A 23,113-nucleotide genomic window follows, 5' to 3' on the forward strand; every position below is an offset into this window, starting at 1 on the left:
ACTTCACTCACTCCTCGTTCGTTCCGGTCGCGTGCGGGCCGTGACCGGCGGTGGCCGGACCGCCGAGCGGCGGTGCGGCGTCCAGCAGGGTGGCCTCGGCGGCCAGTTCGTCGTCCGCCAGGGCGTCGACCTCGGCGCGGACGGCCGCTTCGACGGCCGTGGCGAGGTCCGCCACGGTCGGTCCTTCGAAGACGACGCGCAGCGGCAGCTCCACGTCGAACTCCCTCTGCACTGCGCTGATCAGCCGGATGACCAGCAGGGAATTGCCGCCCAGGGCGAAGAAGCTGGTGTTCGCCCCGGGATCGGCGACCTCCAGCACCTCGGTGAAGAGGCCGGCCACCAGCTCCTCCAACGGGCCGCTGGGAGCGGTCCGTTCGCCGGGCGCGCCGGTCGCGGCGGGCTCGGGGAGCGCCGCCCGGTCGAGCTTCCCGTTGGCGTTGAGCGGGAAGGCGTCGAGCCGTACGAAGGCGCCGGGCACGAGCGCCGCGGGCAGCCTCTCCCGGCAGTGCCCGGCCAGTGCGGCCGAGGCCGGCGCCGCGGCGCCGGGGCCGTCCCCCTCCGCCAGGTAGTAGGCGACCAGGGTGCTTCCCCCTGAGGCCAGTTCGCGGACGGTCACCACGGCCTCACGGACGTCGGGGTGGCTCACGAGGGCCGATTCCACCTCGCCGGGTTCGATCCGGACGCCGTTCACCTTGACCTGGGCGTCCACCCGGCCGACGAACTCCAGCTCCCCGGAGGGGGACCGCCGCACGAGGTCGCCGGTCCGGTACAGCCGGGCGCCGGGCGGACCGTACGGGTCGGGCACGAACCGCTCGGCGGTCAGCTCCGGCCGCCCCGCGTACCCTCGCGCCAACCCCACGCCGCCGACGAGCAGTTCGCCCGGCACCCCGGTGGGTGCGAGTCGGCCCGCGCGGTCCAGCACCCGCAGCCGCAGGCCGGGTAGGGCACGGCCGATCGGCACCCGGCCGGCGCTCTGCGCGGCGTCCACCGGGTGGGCCGTGACGTCGACGGCGCACTCGGTGGGTCCGTAGGTGTTCCAGACCTCCACGGGGGCGCGTTTGCGCAGCCGGGCGACGAGTTCCGCGCTCAGCGGCTCGCCCGCCAGCCACACCTGCCGCAGGGCGGGCAGCGGAGGCCAGTCGGGGACCTCCAGCAGGACCCGCAGGACGGAGGGGACCAGCTGGAGCACGGTCGCCGCACCCTCGGACGCGGCGCGCAGCAGGGCGGCGGGGTCGCGCTCGGCGTCCGGCTCCGCCATGACGACCGTGCCGCCCGCGGCGAGCGGGGCGAACAGTTCGAGCACGGCGGCGTCGAAGCCGAACCTCGTCTTGTGCAGCACCCGGTCGCTTCCGCCCAGGCCCTGCGCGGAGACGGTGTGGGCGATCCGGTTGGCGATGGCGGCGTGCCCCACCACCACGCCCTTGGGCCGCCCGGTCGAACCGGAGGTGAACATGGTGTACGCGGCGTCCTCGCCCGCCCGGCGCACCACAGGCGCGGTGGCGGGCCGGGCGCCGATCGCCGGGGCCTGGGCGACCACGTCGATCACCGGCAGCCCGGGCACCGCGTCGGCCGGAAGGGTTCCGTCGCCGAGGATCGCGACCGCGCCCGCGTCGGCGCACTGCCCGGCCAGCCGTCGCGCCGGGTGCGCCGGGTCGAGCGGCAGGAACGCCGCACCCGCCTGCCACATCCCGAGGACGGCCGCCAGCAGGCCGCAGCCCCGGGCCAGCGCGACGCCCACCACGTCGCCCTCGCCGATCCCGGCGGCCCGCAGGTGGTGGGCGAGCCGGTTGGCGCGCGCCAGGAGTTCGCGGTAGGTCAGGTGCTCGCCCGCCCCGGTCACGGCGACGGCGTCGGGCGTCCGGGCGGCCTGCTCGGCCACCCGGTCGGGCACGGTGCGCACCGGCTCGGCGTCCGGTGCCGGGGCCAGGAGCGCGGCGCGCTCCCCGGCCGCCAGCAGTTCGAGGGCGGAGAGCCGCGTCCCGGGGTCGGAGCCGCCCCGGAGCAGCTGCACGAAGTGCCCGGTCATGGCCCGGACGGTGGAGGGGCGGAAGAGGGCGGTGGCGTACTCGACGGTGCCGTCGTAGGAGCCGTCGGGGGCGGCCCGCAGGGTCCACGTCTGGTCGAACTTCGCCGCCTGCCACAGTCCGGCGGCCCGCTCGTCCAGCTCCATGCCGCCGGCCCGGTCCGTCGCCCCGTCGGGGCCGACCACGTCGAACAGCACGGAGACCAGCGGGGTGCGGGAGAGGTCCCGGTCCGGGACCAGTTCGTCCACCAGCCGTTCGAAGGGCAGGTGCTGGTGGGCGAACGCCTCCAGTGCGCCCGCCCTGACCCGGTCCAGCAGCTCCCCCACCGAGGGGTCGCCCGACAGGTCGTTGCGCAGGACGAGCGTGTTGACGAAGAAGCCGACGAGGGAGTCGAGTTCGGGCCTGGCGCGGCCGGCCACCGGCGCTCCCACCACGATGTCCTCGCGTCCGCCGTAGCGGCCGAGCAGGACGGTGAAGAAGGCGAGCAGCGCCATGAACTCGCTGGCTCCGCGGGCCCGGCCCGCCGCGACGACCGGGCGGGCCACCTCCGCGGGAACGCGGAAGCCCACCACCGCTCCCGCGGTGTCCCGCACGGGTGGGCGCGGGTGGTCGGCGGGCAGGGCGAGATAGGGCGCCCCGGCCAGCCGCGCCCGCCAGTGGGCGAGCTCGGCCTCCATCCGCTCCCCGGTGAGCCAGTCCTGCTGCCAGGCGGCGAAGTCGGCGTACTGGACGGGCAGTCCGGGCAGGGCGGCGTCGACTCCCCGGGCCCGGGCGGTGTACAGGGCGAGCAGGTCGCCGCGGAGCACCGGCACCGACTGGCCGTCGGCCGTGATGTGGTGCAGCAGCAGCATCAGCACGTCCGACCCCCCGGGGCCCGCGCCGCGCAGCAGCGAGGCCCGCCAGGGTGCGCCCCCGTCCAGTCGGAAGCCCTGCCGGATGCGCCCGGCGAGCGTGTCCAGCACGGTCTCCCGCGTCCCGTCGAGCACCTCGAAACCGGGTCGTCCCGCCGGCTCCCGGGGCTCCGCGACGATCTGGCGGGGTTCGCCCCCGTGCCGCACGTAGCGGGTCCGCAGGATCTCGTGCCGGGCGGCGAGGTCGTCCAGCGCCTCGCGCAGGAGGGCGGGGTCGGCGGTGTGGCCGAGCGGGACGACGACCGGCAGGACGTACTCGGGGCTGTGCGGGTTGAGCTGTTCCAGGAACCAGAGCCTGCGCTGACCGTACGAGAGCGGGAGGCCGTGTTCCGCCCCCGCCCGGCGCTCGGCGGGCCGCACCGGCGGCGGGACGTCGGCGGCGGGTGCGCCCGGGGCGAGCAGGGCGGCCTGGTCGGCGAGGCGCAGTGATCCGAAGAGGGCGTGCACCGCGACGGGCGTCCCGGACCGCTCGGTCAGCCGGGCGGCGAGCCGGGCGAGCAGCAGCGAGTGGCCGCCCAGGGCGAAGAAGTCGTCCTCGGCGCCGATCGGAGGGGTGTCGCGGGAGCCGGCCGGGTCCGCCGGGCCGGTGTGCGGGGTCCGGTCGCCCAGCAGCTCGGCCCAGACCTCCGCCACCAGCCGCTCGGCCGGGGTGCGGGGCGGGACGTGGTCGTGGCCCGTCCGGTGTCCGCTCCCGGCGGCGGGCAGCGCGGCCCGGTCCACCTTGCCGTTCTCGGTGAGCGGCAGCGCGTCGAGCGGGACGAAGACGGCCGGGATCATGACGGGGGGCAGCAACGCGGCGAGCGCGGACCGCAGTTCGGCGGTCGTGGGGTTGCACCCGGGGGCGGGCGCCACATGGGCCACCAGCCGGGTGCGGCCGTCCTCGGTGCGCTCGGCCCCCACGTGGGCCGCCGCCGTCCGGGGATCGCGCAGCAGCGCGGCGGTGACCTCGGCGGGTTCGATCCGTACGCCGTTGATCTTGACCTGGTCGTCGGCGCGGCCCACGAAGCGCAGTACGCCGTCGCGGCCCCGGCGCACCAGGTCCCCGGTGCGGTAGGCCCGGGAGCCGGGCGGACCGAAGGGGTCGGGCACGAAGCGTTCGGCGGTCAGGCCGGGCCGGCCCGCATAACCCCTGGCCACGCCGGGCCCGCTGACCAGCAGCTCGCCGGGGACGGTGTCCGGGACCAGGTTGCCGTCCGGGTCGACGACGGCGACCCGCATGCCGTCGAGGGGGCGGCCGATGGGGACGGCGCCCTCGCCCTGTTCGGCGTCGTAGCGGTGGGCGGTCGCGTCGATGGAGCACTCGGTGGGCCCGTAGGTGTTCCAGATCTCCACCGGGACCTGCGCCCGCACCCGGGCGCACAGGGCGGCGTCGAGCGGTTCGCCCGCCGAGAAGAGCAGCCGCAGCGATGAGCACGCCTCCCAGCCCGGCTGCTCCACCAGCAGCCGCAGCACGGAGGGGACCACCTGGAGCACGGTGGCGCCGGTGTCGGCGACGGCGCGCAGCAGGGCCGCCGGGTCGCGCTCCGCCCCGTGGGGGGCGAGGACGACCGCGCCGCCCACGGCGAGCGGGGCGAAGACCTCCCAGCCCGCCGCGTCGAACCCGATCCGGGTCTTCTGGAGCACCCGGTCCCGCTCGGTCAGCCCGTGCGCGCGCACCGACCACCACACCCGGTTGGCGATTCCGGCGTGGCTGATCACCACGCCCTTGGGCGTGCCGGTGGAGCCGGAGGTGAACAGGACGTACGCGGCGTTGTCCGGGTCGAGGGGGTGCGCGGCGGCCGGTCCGTCGGCCGCCGGGAGCGGGCCGGCCGGGAACCCGTCGGCGTCGAGCACCAGCGTGCCGTCCGGGGCGGCCTCGGCGGCCCGGTCCCGGTGGTCCGCGCCCGTGACGAACGTTCCCGCCCCGGCCTCGGCCAGGACGGCGGCCCAGCGGGCCGGCGGGTGCTCCGGGTCGAGCGGCACATAGGGCGCGCCGGTCCGCCACACCGCGAGCAGCGCCACCACCAGGGGCAGCCCGCGCTCCAGGCAGACGCCGACCGGCCGCTCGGGCCGTCCACCGGCGGCGCGGAGCCCGGCGGCGAGGCGGCCCACGCGCTCGTCCAGCTCACGGTAGGTCCAGGTGCGCTCCCCCGCGCGCACCGCGACGGCGTCGGGGCGCTCGCGCACCTGGGCGGCGAACGCGTCGGCGAGCAGCGGCCGGTCCTCCTGCTCCGGGGGCCGGGCGGGGCGGGCGGCGTCGGGGGCGGCTGCCGGTACGGGTGCGGAGAGGGCCGCCGTCTCGGCCGCCGTCAGGGTGGGCACGGCGGTGACCGGAACGTCCGGCGCCGCACCGAGCCGGTCGAGGAGGTTGAGGTAGTGCCGGGCCAACTGCTCGACGGAGGCGGGGTCGAACAGGGCGGTGGCGTACTCCATCATCAGCTTGTGGGCGCCGTCCGCGCGCTCCACGACGTGCACGGTGAGGTCGAGCTGCGAGACGTCCTGCGAGATGGGCAGGTCGATGGCCTCCCCGAAGGACGCCCCCTTCATCCGCAGCATGTTGAAGCCCACCTGGACCAGCGGCGGTTCGCCCCGGCCGGCGCCCCGCTCGGCCTGCTGGACCAGCAGCTCGAAGGGCACGTCCTGGTGGGCGTAGCCGTCGGCGGTCGCGGTGCGCACCCGGTCGGCGAGCTGCCGGAAGGTCGGGGCGCCCGCCGTCCTGACCCGCACCGGCACCAGGTTGACGAACATGCCGACGAGGTTCTGGATCTCCGGTTCGCCGCGCCCCGCCAGGTAGGTGCCGACCAGCACGTCCCCGCGGTGGGTGTACCGCGAGAGCAGCACGCCGAGCGCGGCGAGGTGCAGGACGTACGGGGTGACCCCCTCGGCCTTGCTCAGGGCGCGCAGCCGCGCGGTGGTCCGTGCCGGGATGTCGAACTGGAGGGTACGGCCGGCCAGGTCGGGCAGGGCGGGTCGCGGCCGGTCCAGCGGCAGGGGCAGCGAGGTGGCTACCCCGGCCAGCTCCTGCTTCCAGTGGGCGAGCGAGTTCTCCAGCTTCCCGGCCGCCGTCTCGTCGCTGCGCCAGGCGGCGAAGTCGCGGTAGGAGACCGGCAGTTCGCGCCGGGAGGCGGGGTCGGCCAGCTCCATGGCGATGATGTCGAGCGAGGTGGCGTCCGCGATCAGGTGGTGGACGGCGAACAGCAGCATGGAGGTCTCGGGGTCCAGCCGCATGATCTCGGCCCGCCACAGCGGCGCCCGGTCCATCCGGTACGGACGGCGGGCGACCTCCTCCGCGTGCGCGATCGCGGCCGCCCGGGGGTCGGCCTCCGCCGAGAGGTCGGTGACCGTGACCGCCACGTCGACGGCGTCGCTCCCGTGCACCTTCATCAGGGGCACGCCGTCGTCGACCTCGACCGACATCCGCAGGCAGTCGTGCCGGGCGACGACGTCCCGCAGGTTGCGCTCGATCAGCCCGGCGTCCAGCCGCACCGGCACCGCGGCCAGCATCACGAGATGGAACACCGGCACGTCGGGAGCGAGTTGGGTGGCCAGCCAGATGCGCTCCTGGGCGCTGGAGAGCCGCACCCGGCGGTCCGGAGCGGCCGGCGGGATGCGCCGGGCGGCGGGGCGGGCGGCGCCGGCGAGCAGCCGGGACAGCAGCGCGCGCTTCACGTCGGAGAGTTCTTCGCCCGTCATCGGCCCGCTCCCGGGGTCCGGGCCGCCGCGCCGCGCAGCTCGGCGGCGACCGCGTCGGTGATGACGCGCCGGTCCTTCTCGAAGAACCCGTGGTCGCCGGGGAAGAGCCGCAGCGAGAAGTCCTTCGAGGTCTCTCCCCGCCAGTCGAGCAGGGTGGGCACGGTCGTGCTGGGGTCCTCGGTCGCGCCGAACACGCTGACCGGCAGGTCCAGTGGGGCGGCGGCGACGTACTCGTCGGTCTCGTAGACCTCGTAGTCGGCGCGCACGCTCGGCTCGAACATGTCGAAGAGACCGGGGGTGTTGAGGATGGTGTCGGGAATGATGCCGAGCGCGTCGAGGTGCTCGGCGAGGTCGGGCCGGCTCAGTTCGTGCACGCCGCTGCCGCGCAGCACCAGGGCGGGCGAGGGGCACGCGCAGGCGAACAGCGCGGTGGGCGGGCGGTTGCCGCCGTCGCGCAGCCGGCGGGCCAGCTCGAACGCGGTCAGCGCCCCCGAGCAGTAGCCGAACAGGCCGTAGGGCACGTCGAGCAGTTCGTCCAGGGCCTCTTCGAGCAGGCCGACGAGCTCGCCCATCTTGCGCACCGGCAGTTCCCTCAGCCGGCTCTCGCGTCCCGGCAGCCGCACCACGCACAGGTCCACGTCCTCGGGCAGGTCCTGGGCGAAGCCCCGGAAGGTGGCGGCGCCGCCGCCCGCGTGGGCGAAGCAGATGAGCCGGTACCGGCCGCTGCTCGCCGGGCGCAGCCTGGCTATCCAGGGGTTGGTCGAGATGGACATCAGGCCCTCCAGGGGGTGGTCCGGGCACGGGCCCGTGCCCCGCCGGTCGTCGTGTTCCGGTGTCGGGGATGGATGGGGGAATCGGGGCGGTGGCGGGGATGGATGGGGGGAATCGGGGCGGTGGCGGGGGCCGGGCGCATCAGCCCTCCTGCCGCGGGTCCGGCGGCGGCGCTCCGGCCGTCGCCTCCTCGGCGGTCGCCGGCCCGTCCGTCCGCGGCCCGCTGTCCGCCGCGTCGGCCGCCGCCGGTCCGGGCTGGGCCGGCGACGGCGACGGCGTGAGCAGCCGGCTCAGCAGGTGCACCGTCGCGTTCTCGAAGACCGTACGGACGCCGAGGCGGACGCCGAGCGAGTCCGCGACCCGGTCCACGAGCTGCATGGCGAGCAGGCTGTGGCCGCCGAGGTCGAAGAAGTCCTCGTGCGGGCCGAAGCCCTCGGTGCCGAGCAGTTCGGCCCAGATCGTCCGCAGCATCCGCTCGGTGACGGTCTCCTCCTCCCCCTCGGCCGCCGTGCCGGCCCCGGGCTGCCCGGCCGTGCCGGAGTCGCCGCGGGGGCGCGGCGGCGGCAGGGCCGACCGGTCCGCCTTGCCGCTCGTGTTCAGCGGAAGCTCGTCCAGGACGGTGAACACGGAGGGCACCAGGTGCCGGGGCAGGGTGCGGGACAGCTCCGCCCGCAGGGCCCGCTCGTCGACGACGGCCCCCTCCTCCGCCACGAGGTAGGCGGCCAGTTCGGTGCCGCCGCGGCCGCCGGGCCGCTGCCAGCCGGTGACCACCGCGTGCCGGACGCCCGGCAGCGCCGCCAGGGCCCGCTCGGCCTCGGCGGGCTCGACCCGCATGCCGCGGATCTTCAGCTGGAGGTCCGAGCGGCCGGCCAGTTCGAGCTGGCCGTCCAGTCCGCGCACGGCCCGGTCGCCGGTGCGGTAGAGCCGGCCGCCGCCCGGCGTGAACGGATCGGGCACGAACCGCTCCGCCGTCAGGTCGGGGCGGCCCAGGTAGCCGCGGGCCAGGCACGCCCCCGCGACGTAGAGGTCCCCGACGACGCCGGTCGGCACCGGCCGCAGGTTGCCGTCGAGCAGATAGGCGGTGACGTTGCTGACGGGGTCTCCGACCGGGACGGCCCTGCCGGGGACGAGTTCGGTCCCGGGGCGCCGGAAGAGGGCGTCCCACGCCTCCGACGAGCCGTACAGGTTGCCCAGTTCGCGCCCCGGCAGCCGCTCGTCGAACAGCCGCACGAGGCTGGGCGGCAGCTCCTCGCCGGAGCTCACCCACCGGGTCAGCGCCGGGAGCCGTGCGTCCAGGCCGGGGATCTCCAGCAGCGTGCGCAGCAGCGAGGGGACGACCAGCAGCCGGGTCACCCGGTGTTCGGCGAGCAGCTCGGTCAGCAGGTAGGGGTCGGCGCTCGCCTCGGGCGGGGCGATCACCGTGGGTACGCCGTGCAGCAGCCCGCCCAACAGCTCCCACAGCCCGTCCACGAACCCGGTCGGGCCCTTCTGGCAGAGGACCTCGCCCGGGGCGAAGGGCTGGGCGGAGGCCATCCAGTCGATCCGGTTGAGCAGCGAGCGCCCGGTGAGGGCGACGCCCTTGGGCACGCCCGTGGAGCCGGAGGTGTAGATGACCGCGGCCAGCGCGTCGGGGTCGGCGCCGGGCAGGGCGGTGCCCGCCGCGCCGTCCAGCGCCTCCTCCAGGGCCGCGTCCAGCGCGTCGCCCCGCGTCCCGTTCCGCGCGTCGCCGCGGCCGGGGTCCGTGTCCGCCGCATCCGCGCCCTCGTCCAGGACGAGCCGGCGCACCCGGGGCGGCAGCAGACCGGCGCCGGCCGCGTCCGTCAGGACCAGGGGGGCACCCGAGTCCTCGACCAGCCGGGCGATGCGGGCCGGGGGCGTCCCGGGGTCCAACGGGAGGTACGCCCCGCCCGCCCGCCAGACGGCGAGTGCGGCGACCGGCAGCGCCAGCCCCCGGGGCAGGCACACCCCGACCGGGGTCTCCGGCCCCACGCCCGCCGCGCGCAGCCGCAGGGCGAGCACCGCCGACGCCCGCGCCAGCTCGGCGTAGCCGAGGGTGGCGCCCTCCGCGACGAAGGCGACGGCGTCGGGGGTGCGGGCGGCCCGGCGCAGGAAGCGTTCGACCAGGCCGCCGCTCTCGAACCGCTCCTCGCGGCGCGCCTGCCCGGTGACCAGCTCGTGGTGCTCGACCGGGGTGAGCAGGCCGTGTTCGCCGACCGGGCGGTCCGGTGCGGCCAGCGCCAGGTCCAGGACCCGGCGCACGTGGTCGGCGAACCGTGCCGCGGTCCGCTCCGCGAACACGTCGGTGGCGTACTCGACGTAGCCGCTGAATCCGCCGTCGCCGTCCGGCCACACGTGGAGCGAGAGCTCGAAGGTCGCGGAGGTGGTCTCCGCGGGCAGCGACTCCACGCGCACCGTTCCGGCCCCGCCCGGCCCGCCCAGCGTTCCCGCGGTGCCGGGGACGTTCTGCATGACGAGCGCGACCCGGGCGTACGGGGTCGTGCCCGCCCGGCGGCTCGGGGCCAGCTCCTCGACCACCCGGTCGAACGGCACGTCCTGGTGGGCGAAGGCGCCGAGCGCCGCCGTGCGGCAGCGGTCCACGAGGGTGGTGAAGTCCGGGTCGCCGGAGAGGTCGACGCGCAGGGCCAGGGTGTTGACGAAGAAGCCGACCAGCTCTTCCAGTTCGGGCTGGGAGCGGTTGGCCGAGTAGGTCCCGACGACGACGTCGTCGCTCTCCCCGTACCGGCCGAGGACGACGGCGACGGCCGCCAGCAGCCCCATGAACGGGGTCGCGCCGGTCCTGGCGCAGAATGCGGAGAGGGCGCTCCCCCGCTGGGCGGGGAAGGACACGTCGAGCCGGGCCCCGGCGCCGGAGCGGCCCGCTCCGGCGGGCACGTGGTCCGCCGGCAGCCGGAGATGTTCGGGCGCGCCCTCCAGCTCGGTGCGCCAGTACTTCAGCTGGCTCTCCAGGGCCTCCCCGCAGAGCCGGTCGCGTTCCCAGACCGCGAAGTCGCCGTACTGGAGCGGGAGCGGGGGCAGGCCGGGGGCGCCGTCGGCCGCGCGCAGCTCGGCCTCGTACAGCGCGGAGAGGTCCCGCAGCAGGACGGAGGAGGACCAGCCGTCGAAGACGATGTGGTGCACCGTCATCAGCAGGACGTGCTCCTCGTCGGCGACCCGCAGCAGCTCGGTCCTGAACAGCGGGTCGGCCGCCAGGTCGAAGCGGCGCCGCCCGGCGGCCGCGATGCGTTCGGCGACCTCGGCGGGCCGCTCGTCACCGGGGAAGGCCCGGAGGTCGGTGAGCGGGCAGGACGGGCCGCCCGGCGGGTCGATGAGCTGTACGGGCTCCCCCGCCGCGTTCCCGAACCGGGTGCGCAGCGCCTCGTGCCGCGCCACCACGGCGGTCAGGGCGCGGCGCAGGGCCTCGGGGTCCAGCGCGCCGAGCAGCCGCAGCGGCCACACGATGGTGTAGTCGACGCTCTCCGGGGCCAGTTGGTGGGCGAACCACAGCCGGCGCTGGCCCAGCGAGGCGGGCAGCGGGTCGGGGCGGTCCGCGACGCGCGGCACGGACCGGACGGCGGGCGCGGGGCCGCCGGGCGCGGTGGTCCCGAAGGGGCCGGGCGCACCGGAGGCGTCGGCGGGTCCGGGGGCGTCGGCGGCGGTGTCGGTGAGTTCACGGGCCAGTCCGGCCACCGTGGGGCCCGCGAAGAAGGCGGCCAGCGACAGGTCGCCGCCGAAGGCGCGGCGGATGCGGGCGAGCAGCCGCCCGGCGAGCAGCGAGTGGCCGCCCAGGGCGAAGAAGTCGTCGTGCGCGCCCACCCGTTCCAGGCCGAGCACCTCGGCCCACAGGGCCGCGACCGCCTCCTCGACGGGGCCGCGCGGGGCGACGTACGCGCCCGCCGGGGAGGGCCGCTCCCCGCCTGCCTCGGGCAGCGCCGCCCGGTCCACCTTGCCGTTCGGGTTGAGCGGCAGCGCGTCCAGGACGAGGAGCCGCGCGGGCACCATGGAGCCGGGGAGGGCGGCGCGGCAGTGCTCCAGCAGCTCGGCGGGGTCCGGGGCGCCGCCGCCGGACGCCTCGACGTACCCGGTGAGGGTGTGCTCGGCGAGGTCGTCGGGCCGGGCCACGACGACCGCGTCGCCCACGGCGGGGTGGCGGCGCAGCACCTGCTCGATCTCGCCGAGCTCCACCCGGAAGCCCCGGACCTTCACCTGGTGGTCGGTGCGGCCGAGGAATTCCAGGAGCCCGCCCACCCGGCGCACCAGGTCGCCGGTGCGGTAGAGCCGGGCTCCCCCGGCGCCGTACGGGTGGGGCAGGAAGCGCTCGGCGGTCAGTTCGGGCCGGCCGAGGTAGCCGCGGGCCAGGCAGTCGCCGCCGATGTACAGCTCTCCGGGGATGCCGGGCGGCAGCAGCTGGAACGCGTCGTCGAGCACGAAGAGTTCGGTGTCGGGGATCGGGGCGCCGATCGGTATCCGCCCCTCGACCCCGTCCCGCGGACGCATCGGGTGGGTGCTGGCGAAGATCGCGGCCTCGGTCGGTCCGTACCCGTTGACCAGGACCGCCCGGTCGTCGAGCAGGGCGAGGGCGTCCTCGACGTGCCGGGCCGACAGCTGGTCGCCGCCGGCGATCAGCGTGCGCAGCCCGGTGAGGCCGGCGCCCGCGGTGTCCACCACGGCGTGGAAGAGGGCCGCCGTCAGCCAGCAGACGGTCACCCCCTCCTCGGCGATGAAGGCGCTGACGCGCTCCGGCATCGCCTTGTCGGGCAGGACGGCCAGCCGGAGGCCGTTGGTCAGCGCGCCGAACACCTCCAGGACCGAGACGTCGAAGGACAGGGCGAGGGCGTGCAGCATGACGTCGTGCTCGTCGAGCGTGATGAAGCGGGGGTCGTGGACGCGGGTGACCGCGGCCCGGTGGCTCACCGCGACGCCCTTGGGGCGGCCGGTGGAGCCCGAGGTGTAGATGACGTAGGCGAGGTTGTCGGCCCGTACGCCGGTGGGTGCGGGCGCGTCGGCGGGGGCGGTGGCGAGCGCGTCCTCCAGCAGGACGGGGGTGAACCGCCCGGCGGGCAGCCGGTCGAGCAGGTCGCCCTGGACGAGGACGGTGGCGGCGCCCGAGTCCTCGATCATGTACGCGAGCCGGTCGGCGGGGTTGTCGGGCTCCAGGGGCAGGTACGCGGCGCCGGCCTTGAGCACCCCGAGCACCGCCGTCACCGACCGCACCGAGCGGGGCACGCAGACGCCCACCAGCTCCTCCACGCCCACCCCGCGTCCGCGCAGCACGGTGGCGACGCGGTCGGCGGCCAGGTCCAGTTCGCGGTAGGTGAGGGACTCCTCGCCGCAGCTGACCGCGATCGCGTCCGGGGTGCGGGCGGCCCGGGCCGCGACCAGTTCGTGCAGGCAGGCGTCGCCGCGCACCGGGGCGCCCGCGTCGGCCAGGGCCGCCAGGTGCTCCTCCGCGGTGAGCAGCGCGTAGCCGCCGACCGGCCGGTCGGGGTCGGCGACCGCCTGTTCCAGCACCCGCTTCACGTGCCCGGCGAACCGCTGGGCGGTGGAGGGGGCGAAGAGGTCGGTGGCGTACTCGACGAACCCTTCGAGGCCGCCGTCCGCCGCGGGGCCCACCTGGACCGAGAGGTCGAACGCCGCCGTCCCCGGCTCGTCGTCGGCGACGGCGGGCAGCGACTCCACACCGAGCCCGCCCAGGGTCCGCTGCTCGCCGGGGCCGTTCTGCATCACCAGCGCGGCCTGGATCCAGGGGGTGGCCCCGGCGGTCCGGTGCGGGGCCAGTTCCTCGACCAGCCGGTCGAACGGCAGGTCCTGGTGGGCGAAGGCGCCGAGCGCGGTGGTGCGGCAGCGGGCGAGCAGTTCGCGGAAGCTCGGGTCGCCCGCGAGGCCGACGCGCAGGGGCAGCGGGTTCACGAAGAACCCGATCAGCTCCTCCAGTTCGGGCTGCGACCGGTTGGCCGCGAGGGTGCCGACGACGACGTCGTCGGTGGAGCCGTACCGGCCGAGGACGACCGCCATCGCGGCGAGCACGCCCATGAAGGGGGTCGCGCCCTCGTCCGCGCAGAGGGCGGCCAGGGCGCCCGCCGGGCCGGGCGGGATCGTCACGGGGCACCGGGCGCCCGCGCCGGAGCGCCCGCCGGGGCCGGGTGTGCGGTCCGCCGGGAGTCCGGCGTTCTGCGGGGCGCCGGCCAGGTGGGTGCGCCAGTGGTCGAGGTGGCGGGCGAGGGTGTCGCCGGCGAGCAGTTCGCGCTCCCACACGGCGTAGTCGCCGTACTGGATCGGCAGCGGCGCCGGTTCCGCGTCCGGGTGCGCCTCACCGCGGACGGCCGACGTGTACAGCGTGGAGAGGTCCCGCAGCAGCACCGACCAGGACCAGCCGTCGAAGACGATGTGGTGGGCGCTCAGCACCAGCACGTGCGAGGCGGCGTCCTCCCGCAGCAGTTCGGCTCCGAACAGCGGTCCGGCCGCCAGGTCGAACGGGCGGGTGGCGGCGGCGCGGATCCGGGAGCGGATCCGGGCGGCACGGTCGTCGGCGGGGAGGCCGGCGAGGTCGGTGAGGGGGCAGGCGAGCGTTCCCGGCGGGCCGATCACCTGCACCGGCTCGCCGTCCACCGCGACGAACCGGGTGCGCAGCACCTCGTGGCGGGCGGCCAGGGCGGTCAGGGCGGTGTGCAGCGCCGCGGGGTCCAGGTCGCCGGTCAGCCGCATCGGCCAGGCCACGGTGTAGTCGGTGCGCCCGGGCTTGAGCTGGTCCTCGAACCAGAGGCGGCGCTGTGCCGAGGAGACCGGGCAGAGCCGGGTTCCCGCCCCCGCCAGCCTCCTGGCCAGCAGGTCCCGCCGGTCCGCGCCGGCCTCCCCCGCGTCCGGCCCCCCGGCCGGTCCCATCGGTCCCTCGTGTGTCGCGGTCATTCCCGTCCCCCTCGTGCACGTGCTTGCTGCCCCGGCGCCGTCGGCTCCGGGGCCGTCCCCTCCACGACGCCCAGGAGGGCGGCGAGTTCGGCGTCGCTCAGGCCGGAGCCCAGGTGGGCGAGGACGCCCGTGTCCCGGCCGGCCGCCGGAACCAGCGCGGGTCCGGCCGTGTCCCGCGCCGCGGCGCGGTCGAGCGCCGCCGCGAAATCGGAGAGCACCGGCCGCTCGAACAGCAGCGGCAGCCGGACCGCCGCGCCGAACTCGCGGCGGAGCCTGCTGATCACCCGGGTGGCCAGCAGGGAGTGGCCGCCGAGCTTGAAGAAGTCGTCGTCGCGGCCGACCTCCGGGATCTCCAGCACCTCGCACCACGCCGCCGCGACCGACCGCTCCGTGGCCCCCGCCGGGGCCGCGCCGGCCGCCATCCCCGGGCGCGGCGGCGGGGCCGGCAGCGCGGACGTGTCGACCTTGTGGTGGGCGTACAGCGGGAGCTCCGCCAGCGGTACGAAGGCGGAGGGCACCAGGTACGGCGCGAGGCTCTCCCGCAGGCGGGCCACGAGCCGTTCGTCGGAGGGGAGTTCGGCGTCCTTGGCCGCGACCAGGTAGGCCACCAGGCTCGCCCGGTCGGGGTGCGGGACGACGACCGCGTCCGCGATCTCCGGGAAGCCGAGGAGGGCGGCCGCCACCTCGCCGGGCTCCACCCGGTAGCCGCGGATCTTCACCTGCCGGTCGGTGCGGCCGCGGAACTCCAGTTCGCCGTCCGGGCCCCAGCGCACGAGGTCGCCGGTGCGGTAGAGCCGCTCGCCCGCCGCGAACGGGTGCGGTACGAAGGAGAGGGCGGTGCGCACCGGATCGGAGAGGTACCCCCGGGCGAGGCCGGCCCCGCCGATGCACAGTTCGCCGACCCCGCCCGGGGCGACCGGCTCCAGGTGCGCGTCCAGGACGTGGCAGGAGGCCCCGGCGATGGTCTCGCCGAGCGGCATCCGGGTCTCCGGGTACGTCGTCGCGGTTCCGCCGGCCAGGGTCGCGATCGTCGTGGCGACGGTGGCCTCGGTCGGCCCGTACACATTGGTGAGCAGCATGCCGGGGACGGCCGCGCGCCAGGCCGCGACCTGGGCGAGGCCGGGCGCCTCGCCGCCGATGGCCATGGCCCGCAGCGTGGCGGGCGGCCGGGCCCCGGCCACCGCTTCGGCGGCGAGCTGGTGGAACCAGGCGGTCGGCAGGTGGGTGACGGTGACGCCGAGCCGCCCGCACTCGGCGAAGAAGTCCGCCGGGGTCTCCAGCATGCGGTCGGTGCGCAGCACCAGGGCCGCTCCGGCGGCGAGGGCGGGGAACAGTTCCTCCGCGCTCACGTCGAAGACCAGGTCGGTGAAGAGCAGGACCCGGTCGTCGGCGGTGAGCCGGTAGGCGGCCAGGTCGGCGGCCACGTAGTTGTCGATCCCGCCCCGGGTGACCATGACGCCCTTGGGGACGCCGGTGGAGCCGGAGGTGAACAGGGTGTACGCCAGTTCGCCGGGGTCGCAGGGGTGCCAGGCGGGCCGCGCGCCCTCGTCGTCGAGGGAGCCGGTCACGGGTGCGGCCGGCCCGGGGCACGGGGGCAGCGGGACCGGGGCGGCGCCGCCGGTCCGCGCCCCGGCGAGGTGGCGCAGGGTGGCGTGGCCGGCCAGCAGGGCGGCGGGCGCGGCGGCGGTGAGGATCGCCTCGGTACGCGCCCGGGGCTGTGCGGGGTCCAGCGGCAGATAGCTCGCACCGGCCCGGAGCACGCCGAGCAGGCCGGCCACCGCCTCGGGCGAGCGCGGCACGGGCAGGGCGACGGAGTCGCCCTGCCGGACGCCCGCGTCCCGCAGGGCGGAGGCGACGGCGGCGGTCCAGTGGTCGAGCCGGCGCCAGGTGACGACCGAGCCGTCGGCGGCCACGATCGCGGGGGCCTCGCCCCCGGCCCGCAGCCGGTCCGCGATCATCCGCGTCGTGGAGGGGGCCCGGTGCGCCGTCGCGGTGTGGTCGTGGCGTGCGAGCAGCGCCGCGCGGCGGGGGCCGGTGACGGCGGGGACGGCGCCGACCGGCAGGTGCGGGGCCTCGACGAGGGCGGTGAGCAGGGTGGCGTACGTCTGGAGGAAGCCGGTCACGGTGGACCGCTCGAACAGGTCGGTGGCGTACTCGGCGACCAGCCGCGTCCCCTCCGTGCCGCTCTCCACGGAGACCGAGAGGTCGAACAGCGCCACCCGGCGGTCCCGCACCCGCAGCGCTTCGCTGCGCACGCCGGGCAGCCGCAGCCGGTCCGCGCCGCCGGGCTGGACGTCGAACATCACCTGGAAGAGCGGGTTGTGGCCGTGGGCGCGCTCCGGGTCGACCCGGCGCACGACGTGGGCGAAGGGCAGTGCGGCGTGGGTCTGGGCCTCGGCCACCCGGGTGTGGACGGTGTCGAGGAGGTCCTCGAAGGTCCCGGCGCCGTCCACCGGGACGCGCAGCGCGAGGGTGTTGCTGAACAGGCCGATCAGCCGCTCCAGTTCGGGTCTGACGCGACCGGCGTCGACGGTGCCGATCACCAGGTCGTCGGCGCCGGTCAGCCGGTGGAGGAGGACCGCGAAGGCTGCGCAGAGCACGGTGAACCGGGTGCGCCGCAGCCGTCGGCACAGGGCGGCCGCGGCCGTCTCGGCGGCGGCGGGCAGCGCGTGCTCCACGAGGGCGCCGCGGTAGCTCCGGGCGGCGGGGCGGGGGCGGTCCGCCGGGATCTCCAGCATCGCGGGCGCGCCGGCGAGCCGCCGCTCCCAGTGGGCGGCGTGCTCCTCCCCGGCCCCGGAGGCGAGGAGGTCGTCCTGCCAGGCGCCGAAGTCCGCGTACTGCAGCGGCAGCGGCTCCAGGCGCGGCGCCCGGCCCTCGACGGCGGCGGCGTACGCCTCGGTCAGCTCGTCGAAGAGCACCCCGGCGGACCAGCCGTCGAAGACGGTGTGGTGCAGCGTCAGCAGGAAGGCGTGGTCGGTGTCCGCGAAGGAGACCAGGGCGGCACGGAGCAGCGGGCCGCGCGCCAGGTCGAAGGGGGCGCGGGCGTGCTCGGCGGCCAGCCTGAGGGCTTCCTCCGCCCGGTCCGGTTCCGCGACGTCCCGGCGGTCGGAGAGCTCCGGCGCGACGGTCGGGTCGGCGGCGATGATCTGGTGCGGTACGCCGCCGACCGGCCGGAAGGCGGTGCGCAGCACCTCGTGCCGCGCGGTCACGGCGGTGAGCGCCGAGCCCAGGGCGTCCGCCGACACCTCGCCGTGCCAGCGGAAGGCGAAGTGCACGTTGTAGAGCGCCGTGTCCTCGGCCAACTGCTCCAGCAGGAGCAGGCGGCGCTGCTCCTCGGAGGCGGGCGCCACCTCCGCCGGCTGCTGCTGCGTACTCATCCCGCTCTCTCCTGCCGGTCGGGGGGCGCCGGGTGCGGCCGGGCCGCTCGTGCCGTGGTCGGCGGGGCCGGTCACACCGGCTCCTCGTGGTCGAGCAGCGCCGGGTCGATGCGCGTGCGGGTGCGGGGCGCCAGCGGTACGGCGTCCGCGGCGCCGGCCCGTCCGGCCTTGGCGGCGACCGCCTCGACGGTGGCCCAGACGATGAGGTCGCGGACGGTGAGGTCGAGGCCGAGTTCGGCGCGCAGGGCGGCGACCAGCCGGACGGCCAGCAGGGAGTGCCCGCCGAGGTCGAAGAAGTCGTCGTGCACCCCGATCTCCGCGACGTCCAGCACCCGTTGCCAGACCGCGGCCACCGCCCGCTCGGTCCCGTCACGGGGGGCGGTGCGGGACGCCTCCGTGCCGCTCCCGGTGGGCCGCGGCTCGGGCAGGGCGTTCCGGTCGGCCTTCCCGCTGGTGGTACGGGGCAGTTCGGCCAGGACCGTGAAGGCGGCGGGGACCAGGTAGCCGGGCAGCCGTTCGCGCAGCCAGTCCCGTGCCGTGTCCACGGTGAGGGGCGGGGCCTCTTCGGCGGGTGGGGGGGTGCAGTAGGCGACGAGCCGGTTGCCCTCGGGGCCGGTCCTGGCCACCACCACGGCCTCGGCGACCGAGGGGCACGCGCGCAGCGCCTCCTCGACCTCGGCGGGCTCCACCCGGAAGCCCCGGATCTTGACCTGGTGGTCGCGCCGTCCCAGGTATTCGATGACGCCGTCGCGCCGCATGCGGGCCCGGTCGCCGGTGGCGTAGAGGCGTTCGCCGGGGTGGCCGGGGTCGGGGTCGGGCACGAACCGGGAGGCGGTGCGCGCCGGGTCCGCGTGGTAGCCGCGGGCCAGCCCGGTGCCGCCGAGGAAGATCTCGCCGGCCATGCCGGGGGCGGCCGGGCGGCCGGCGCCGTCGAGCACGACGGCCCGCACGCCCGGCAGCGGGCCGCCCACGGGCAGCACGCCCCGTTCGTCCCCGGTCGGCTGGTGGAAGGTGCTGCCGACGGTGGCCTCGGTGACCCCGTAGACGTTGAGCAGCCGGGTGGACTCCGGCAGCACGGCGCGGAAGCGGCGCAGGTCGGCGCCGCTCCACGCCTCCCCGCCGACCGCGAACAGCCGGGCCCGCGGGAGCCGTTGGCCGGTGCGTTCGGCGTGGTCGGCCAGCAGCCGCAGCACCGAGGGGAGGAACTCCGCGTAGGCGATCCGCTCGTCGCGCAGCAGGGCCAGCAGGCGGTCGGGTTCGAGCAGCGTCTCGGCGGGGCAGAGCACCAGCCGGCCGCCGGAGAGCAGCGCCCGGAAGATGTCGCCGGTGCACACGTCGAAGGCGGGCGAGGCCATCTGGAGGTGTCCGGCGGGTTCGGCCTCCGTCTCGTCGAGGCGGTACGCCCGCTGCCAGGCACGGTACTTGTCGGCCAGGCCCCGGTGGGCGACGGCGACCCCCTTGGGGCGGCCGGTGGAGCCGGAGGTGTAGATCACGTAGGCGAGTTCGGCGGGGTCGGGGCGGATGCCGGGGTCGTCGTCGGGGGCCGCGGTGATCTCCGGGGAGTCCATCGCCACCTGGTCGACCGCGTCCTCCTCTTCCCGCTCCCCGGTCCCCGGGGGGCGGCAGGAGGGGTCGGAGGCGGCGGGTCCGATCAGCAGGCGGGGCCGCGCGTCGGCCAGGATGTCCGCGATGCGGGCGGCCGGGCTGCCCGCGTCGAGCGGGAGGTAGGCGGCCCCCGCCTTCAGGACGCCGAGCACCGCCACGACGAGGTCGGGCGAGCGGGGCAGCCGGAGGGCCACCAGGTCGCCGGCGCCGATGCCGCGTGCGACGAGCATGCGGGCCACCTGGTGGGACCTGCGGTCCAGCTCCCGGTAGGTGAGGGAGCCGCCGGAGGGCAGGGTCACCGCCGTCGCCCCGGGGTTGCGGGCCACGGCCCCGGCGAACAGCTCGACCACGTCGGCGGGCGGGGCGTCGAGGGGCTCGGGCAGGGCGGCCGGGGTCGCGGGCCGCCCGGCGGGCAGCTCGGTGACCGGGCCGTCCGGCGAGCCGAGCGCGGCCTCCAGCAGCTCCTGGTACCCCCGGGCGAGGGCCTCGACGGTGTTCGGGTCGAACAGGTCCGTGCGGTACTCCCAGATGAGGGTGATCCGGCGGTCGCGCTCGGCCCGGTCGGTGCCGAGCTGGCGTTCGGCGCGGGGCACCACCAGCACCGAGAGGTCCAGCTTGGCGGTGCCGTTGTTGCGTTCGAGGTAGCTGCCCGCGACGGGGCCGAGCCGCAGTTCGGGCAGCGGGGAGTCGTCGAAGTTGAGCATCGCCTGGAACACCGGGTTGCGTCCCGGTGTGCGCGGCGGGTCCAGCTCCCTGACCAGCTCGACGAAGGGCAGTTCCTGGTTGGCCTGGGCGGCCAGGACGACCGCGCGGGTGCGCTCCACGAGGTCGGTGAAGCTCGCTCCCCCGCCGCCGGGCGGCCGTACCGGGCAGCGCAGGGCCACCGGGTTGACGAACATGCCGATCACGTCGGCGGTCCCCGGAACCCCCCGGTTGCCGAAGGCCGATCCGACGCACACCTCGTCCTGGCCGCTGTAGCGGTGCAGCAGGGCGGCGTATCCGGCGAGCATCGTGATGAAGAGGGTCACCCCGCTCTCCCGGCTGAACGCCCGCAGCCGTTCGCAGAGAGCGGCGGGGAGTTCCACGCGGTGGACCGAGCCCCGGGTGTCGTCGTGCGGGGAGCGCGCACCGTCGTGGGCCAGTTCCAGCGCGGCCGGCGCTCCGGAGAGCTGGTCGCGCCAGTAGGCCGACTGGGCGCGCATCGCGGGGCCGTTCACCGCCTCGTGCTGCCAGTGGGCGAAGTCCCGGTACTGGACGGCGGGGTCGGGCGGCAGCTCGCCGCCCTCCGCCAACGCGGTGTAGATCTGCCCGAGTTCCTTCACCAGCAGGGCGAAGGACCAGCCGTCGTGGACGAGGTGGTGCTCGACCAGGACCAGTTCGTAGCTCTGCTCGGCGAGCCGCAGCGCGGTCCAGCGGATCAGCGGAAGCCGCCCGATGTCGAACCGCTCGCCGATGTCGGCGCGTACGACCTCCTCGGCGGCGGCCTCCGGGTCGGTCTCGGACCGCAGGTCCACCAGCGGCACCCGCACGGGGTAGGGCGGGTGGATCACCTGGACCGGTTCGCCGTCGCGCAGTTCGACGGTGGTGCGGAAGATCTCGTGGCGGCGCACGATCTCGCCGAGGGTGCGCTCCAGCAGGGCCAGGTCGAGCGGGCCGTGCAGCCGCAGGGTGGTCGGCGCGTTGTAGGCGGAGCTGTCCGCCGACAGCTGTTCCACCACCCAGACCTGACGCTGCATCAGGGAGATCGGCGCGGTGACCGTGCCGGACTCGCCGTCCGCGCCGGTGGGCCGGGCCCGGGGTGTGACCGGCGGCAGGACCGGGGCGCCGTCGGCACGGGCGTCCAGGGCGGCGCTCAGCCCCAGCGGCGTGGGCGAGGCGAACAGCGCGCTCAGCGGCAGGTCGGCGGCGAGTTCGGTGCGGATGTCGGCGAGCGCGCGGGCGGCGAGCAGCGAGGTGCCGCCCAGCTCGAAGAAGTCGTCGTGGATGCCGACCTCGGGCACGTTCAGCACCCGGGACCACACCGCGCACAGCGTGCTCTGGACCTCGTCGCGGGCCGCTTCGTAGCGGCTGCCGGCATCGGCCCGGTCGGTCTCGACCGGGGGCAGCGCCGACCGGTCGATCTTGCCGCCGGAGGTGACGGGCAGCCGGTCGAGCCAGGTCCAGGCGGCGGGCACCATCCACTGCGGCAGCCGGTCGCCGAGCCAGTCCCTGATCGCGGCGACCGGCAGCCGGGAGCCCGGCTCCGCGGAGACGAGGTAGCCGACGAGGCGGTCGCCGTGGGCGGCCACGGCGGCCTGGCCGATCGCCGGGTGGGCGGCCAGCGCCGCCTCGACCTCGCCCGGTTCGATCCGGAAACCGCGCACCTTGAGCTGGTTGTCCACCCGTCCCAGGAAGGTCAGTTCGCCGTCCGGCGCGGCGGTCATCCGGTCGCCGGTGCGGTACATCCGCGCGCCCGGCGCGCCGAAGGGGTCCGGTACGAAGCGCTCCGCCGTCAGGTCGGGCCGGCCGAGGTAGCCGCGGGCCAGGGCCGTGCCGCCCACGTACAGCTCGCCCTCCGCGCCGGGGCGGGCCGGGGCCAGCCCGGCGTCCAGCAGCAGGGCGGTGCGGGGGCCGACGACCGTGCCCACCGGGACCGCCCCGGAGGCTCCACCGCCCGCCAGGTCGGCACTGGTCAGCGCCGTCATCACGGACTCGGTCGGTCCGTAGGCGTTGATCACCCCGGGTCCGCCGCCGACCGCGGCGAACGCGGCCCGCCACCGGCTCAGCGCGGCCGGCGCGAGCGCTTCGCCGCCGACGAGCACGGTGCGCACCCCGGCGAAGACCGAGGGCAGTTCGCGCGCGTCCGGGCCGCCCGCCAGCTCGGCGAAGAGCGCGGTGGGCAGGTCCGCGACGGTGACCGGGCCCCGGGCCAGCTCGGCGCGGAGTTCGGCGGGTCCCCACGGCTCGTCGCCGCGCAGCACCACCGTGGCGCCCGTGGCCAGGGCCGTGAAGATCTGCTCCACGGCGACGTCGAACGCCTCGCCCGCCATCTGCAGCACCCCGTCGCCCGCCCGGACGCCGATCCGGTCGGCCATGGCGAGGACGTGCTCGGCGGCGGCGCGGTGCTCCACCACGACGCCCTTGGGCGTGCCGGTGGAACCCGAGGTGTAGAGGATGTACGCGGCGCTCCGCGGGTCCGGCGCCGCGAGGGCGGGCCCCTGCCCGTCGGCGGACGCGCCGTCGGGGTCCGGGCCGTCCACCAGCAGGACCGGGCACGGGAGCCCGGTCAACCCCGGTCGCAGCTCCGGCACCGTCACCACCGCGGTGGCGCGGGCGTCCTCGACCTGGCCGGTCAGCCGGGCCCGCGGCAGGCCGCGCGGCAGGGCGAGGAAGGCCGCGCCCGCCTTGAGCGCCCCGAGGACCGCCACCAGGAGCGGCAGGCCCCGCCCGGTGTGCACCCCCACGACGTCGCCGGGGCCGACGCCCGCGGCGACCAGCCGGCCGGCCAGCCGCTTCGCCCCGGCGTCGAGCTCGGCGTACGTCAGGGACAGGTCGCCCACCCGTACGGCGGGCGCGGCCGGGGTCAGCCCGGTCTGCCGGTCGACGAGGGCGGACAGGGTGCACGGGATGCCAGCGGGCTCAGCCACAACTACCTCCGTTCGGGGCCGGAGCGGTTCTCCGGACCAGCGGGACGACGGACCGACGGGTGACGGACCTACAGGGCGACGGACCTACGGGGCGACGGACCGACGGGGCGACGGACCGACAGGACTCAGGGCACGACCGGGATCCGGGCGGCCGGAATCCGGACGAGCGGGTGCCGGGGCGGCGGCGCCGCCCCGGCCGGGCGCCGCCCCCGCCGGGGCGGCCC

At 76.6% G+C, this 23,113-nt stretch carries 5 protein-coding genes; all 5 read right to left on the reverse strand.

Going from position 1 to position 23,113, the window contains the following annotated elements; genetic code table 11:
• Window positions 1-7 precede the first annotated feature (7 nt).
• The 5 genes from ACH4K1_RS26850 to ACH4K1_RS26870 all read right to left on the reverse strand — a co-directional run bounded on the left by ACH4K1_RS26850 (window position 8) and on the right by ACH4K1_RS26870 (window position 22,889).
• The gene (locus tag ACH4K1_RS26850) at window positions 8-6,607 is read right to left on the reverse strand and encodes an amino acid adenylation domain-containing protein (RefSeq protein WP_398092144.1); all 6,600 of its coding nucleotides are present in this window, start codon (window positions 6,605-6,607) and stop codon (window positions 8-10) included.
• The gene (locus ACH4K1_RS26855; protein WP_398092146.1) at window positions 6,604-7,380 is read right to left on the reverse strand and encodes a thioesterase II family protein; all 777 of its coding nucleotides are present in this window, start codon (window positions 7,378-7,380) and stop codon (window positions 6,604-6,606) included. Before ACH4K1_RS26855 ends, ACH4K1_RS26850 begins: the two co-directional genes overlap by 4 nt.
• 139 nt (window positions 7,381-7,519) lie before the next feature.
• A complete protein-coding gene (locus tag ACH4K1_RS26860; RefSeq protein ID WP_398092148.1) occupies window positions 7,520-14,281 on the reverse strand; it encodes an amino acid adenylation domain-containing protein in 6,762 nt (2,253 codons plus the stop codon).
• The gene (locus ACH4K1_RS26865; RefSeq protein WP_398092149.1) at window positions 14,278-17,658 is read right to left on the reverse strand and encodes an amino acid adenylation domain-containing protein; all 3,381 of its coding nucleotides are present in this window, start codon (window positions 17,656-17,658) and stop codon (window positions 14,278-14,280) included. The genes ACH4K1_RS26860 and ACH4K1_RS26865 overlap by 4 nt, the downstream gene beginning before the upstream one ends.
• A gap of 71 nt (window positions 17,659-17,729) precedes the next feature.
• The gene (locus ACH4K1_RS26870; protein ID WP_398092150.1) at window positions 17,730-22,889 is read right to left on the reverse strand and encodes an amino acid adenylation domain-containing protein; all 5,160 of its coding nucleotides are present in this window, start codon (window positions 22,887-22,889) and stop codon (window positions 17,730-17,732) included.
• Window positions 22,890-23,113: the final 224 nt, after the last annotated feature.

Origin of the sequence: Streptomyces sp. NPDC017448 (assembly GCF_044330565.1) — a bacterium.
Taxonomy (GTDB): Bacteria; Actinomycetota; Actinomycetes; order Streptomycetales; family Streptomycetaceae; genus Streptomyces.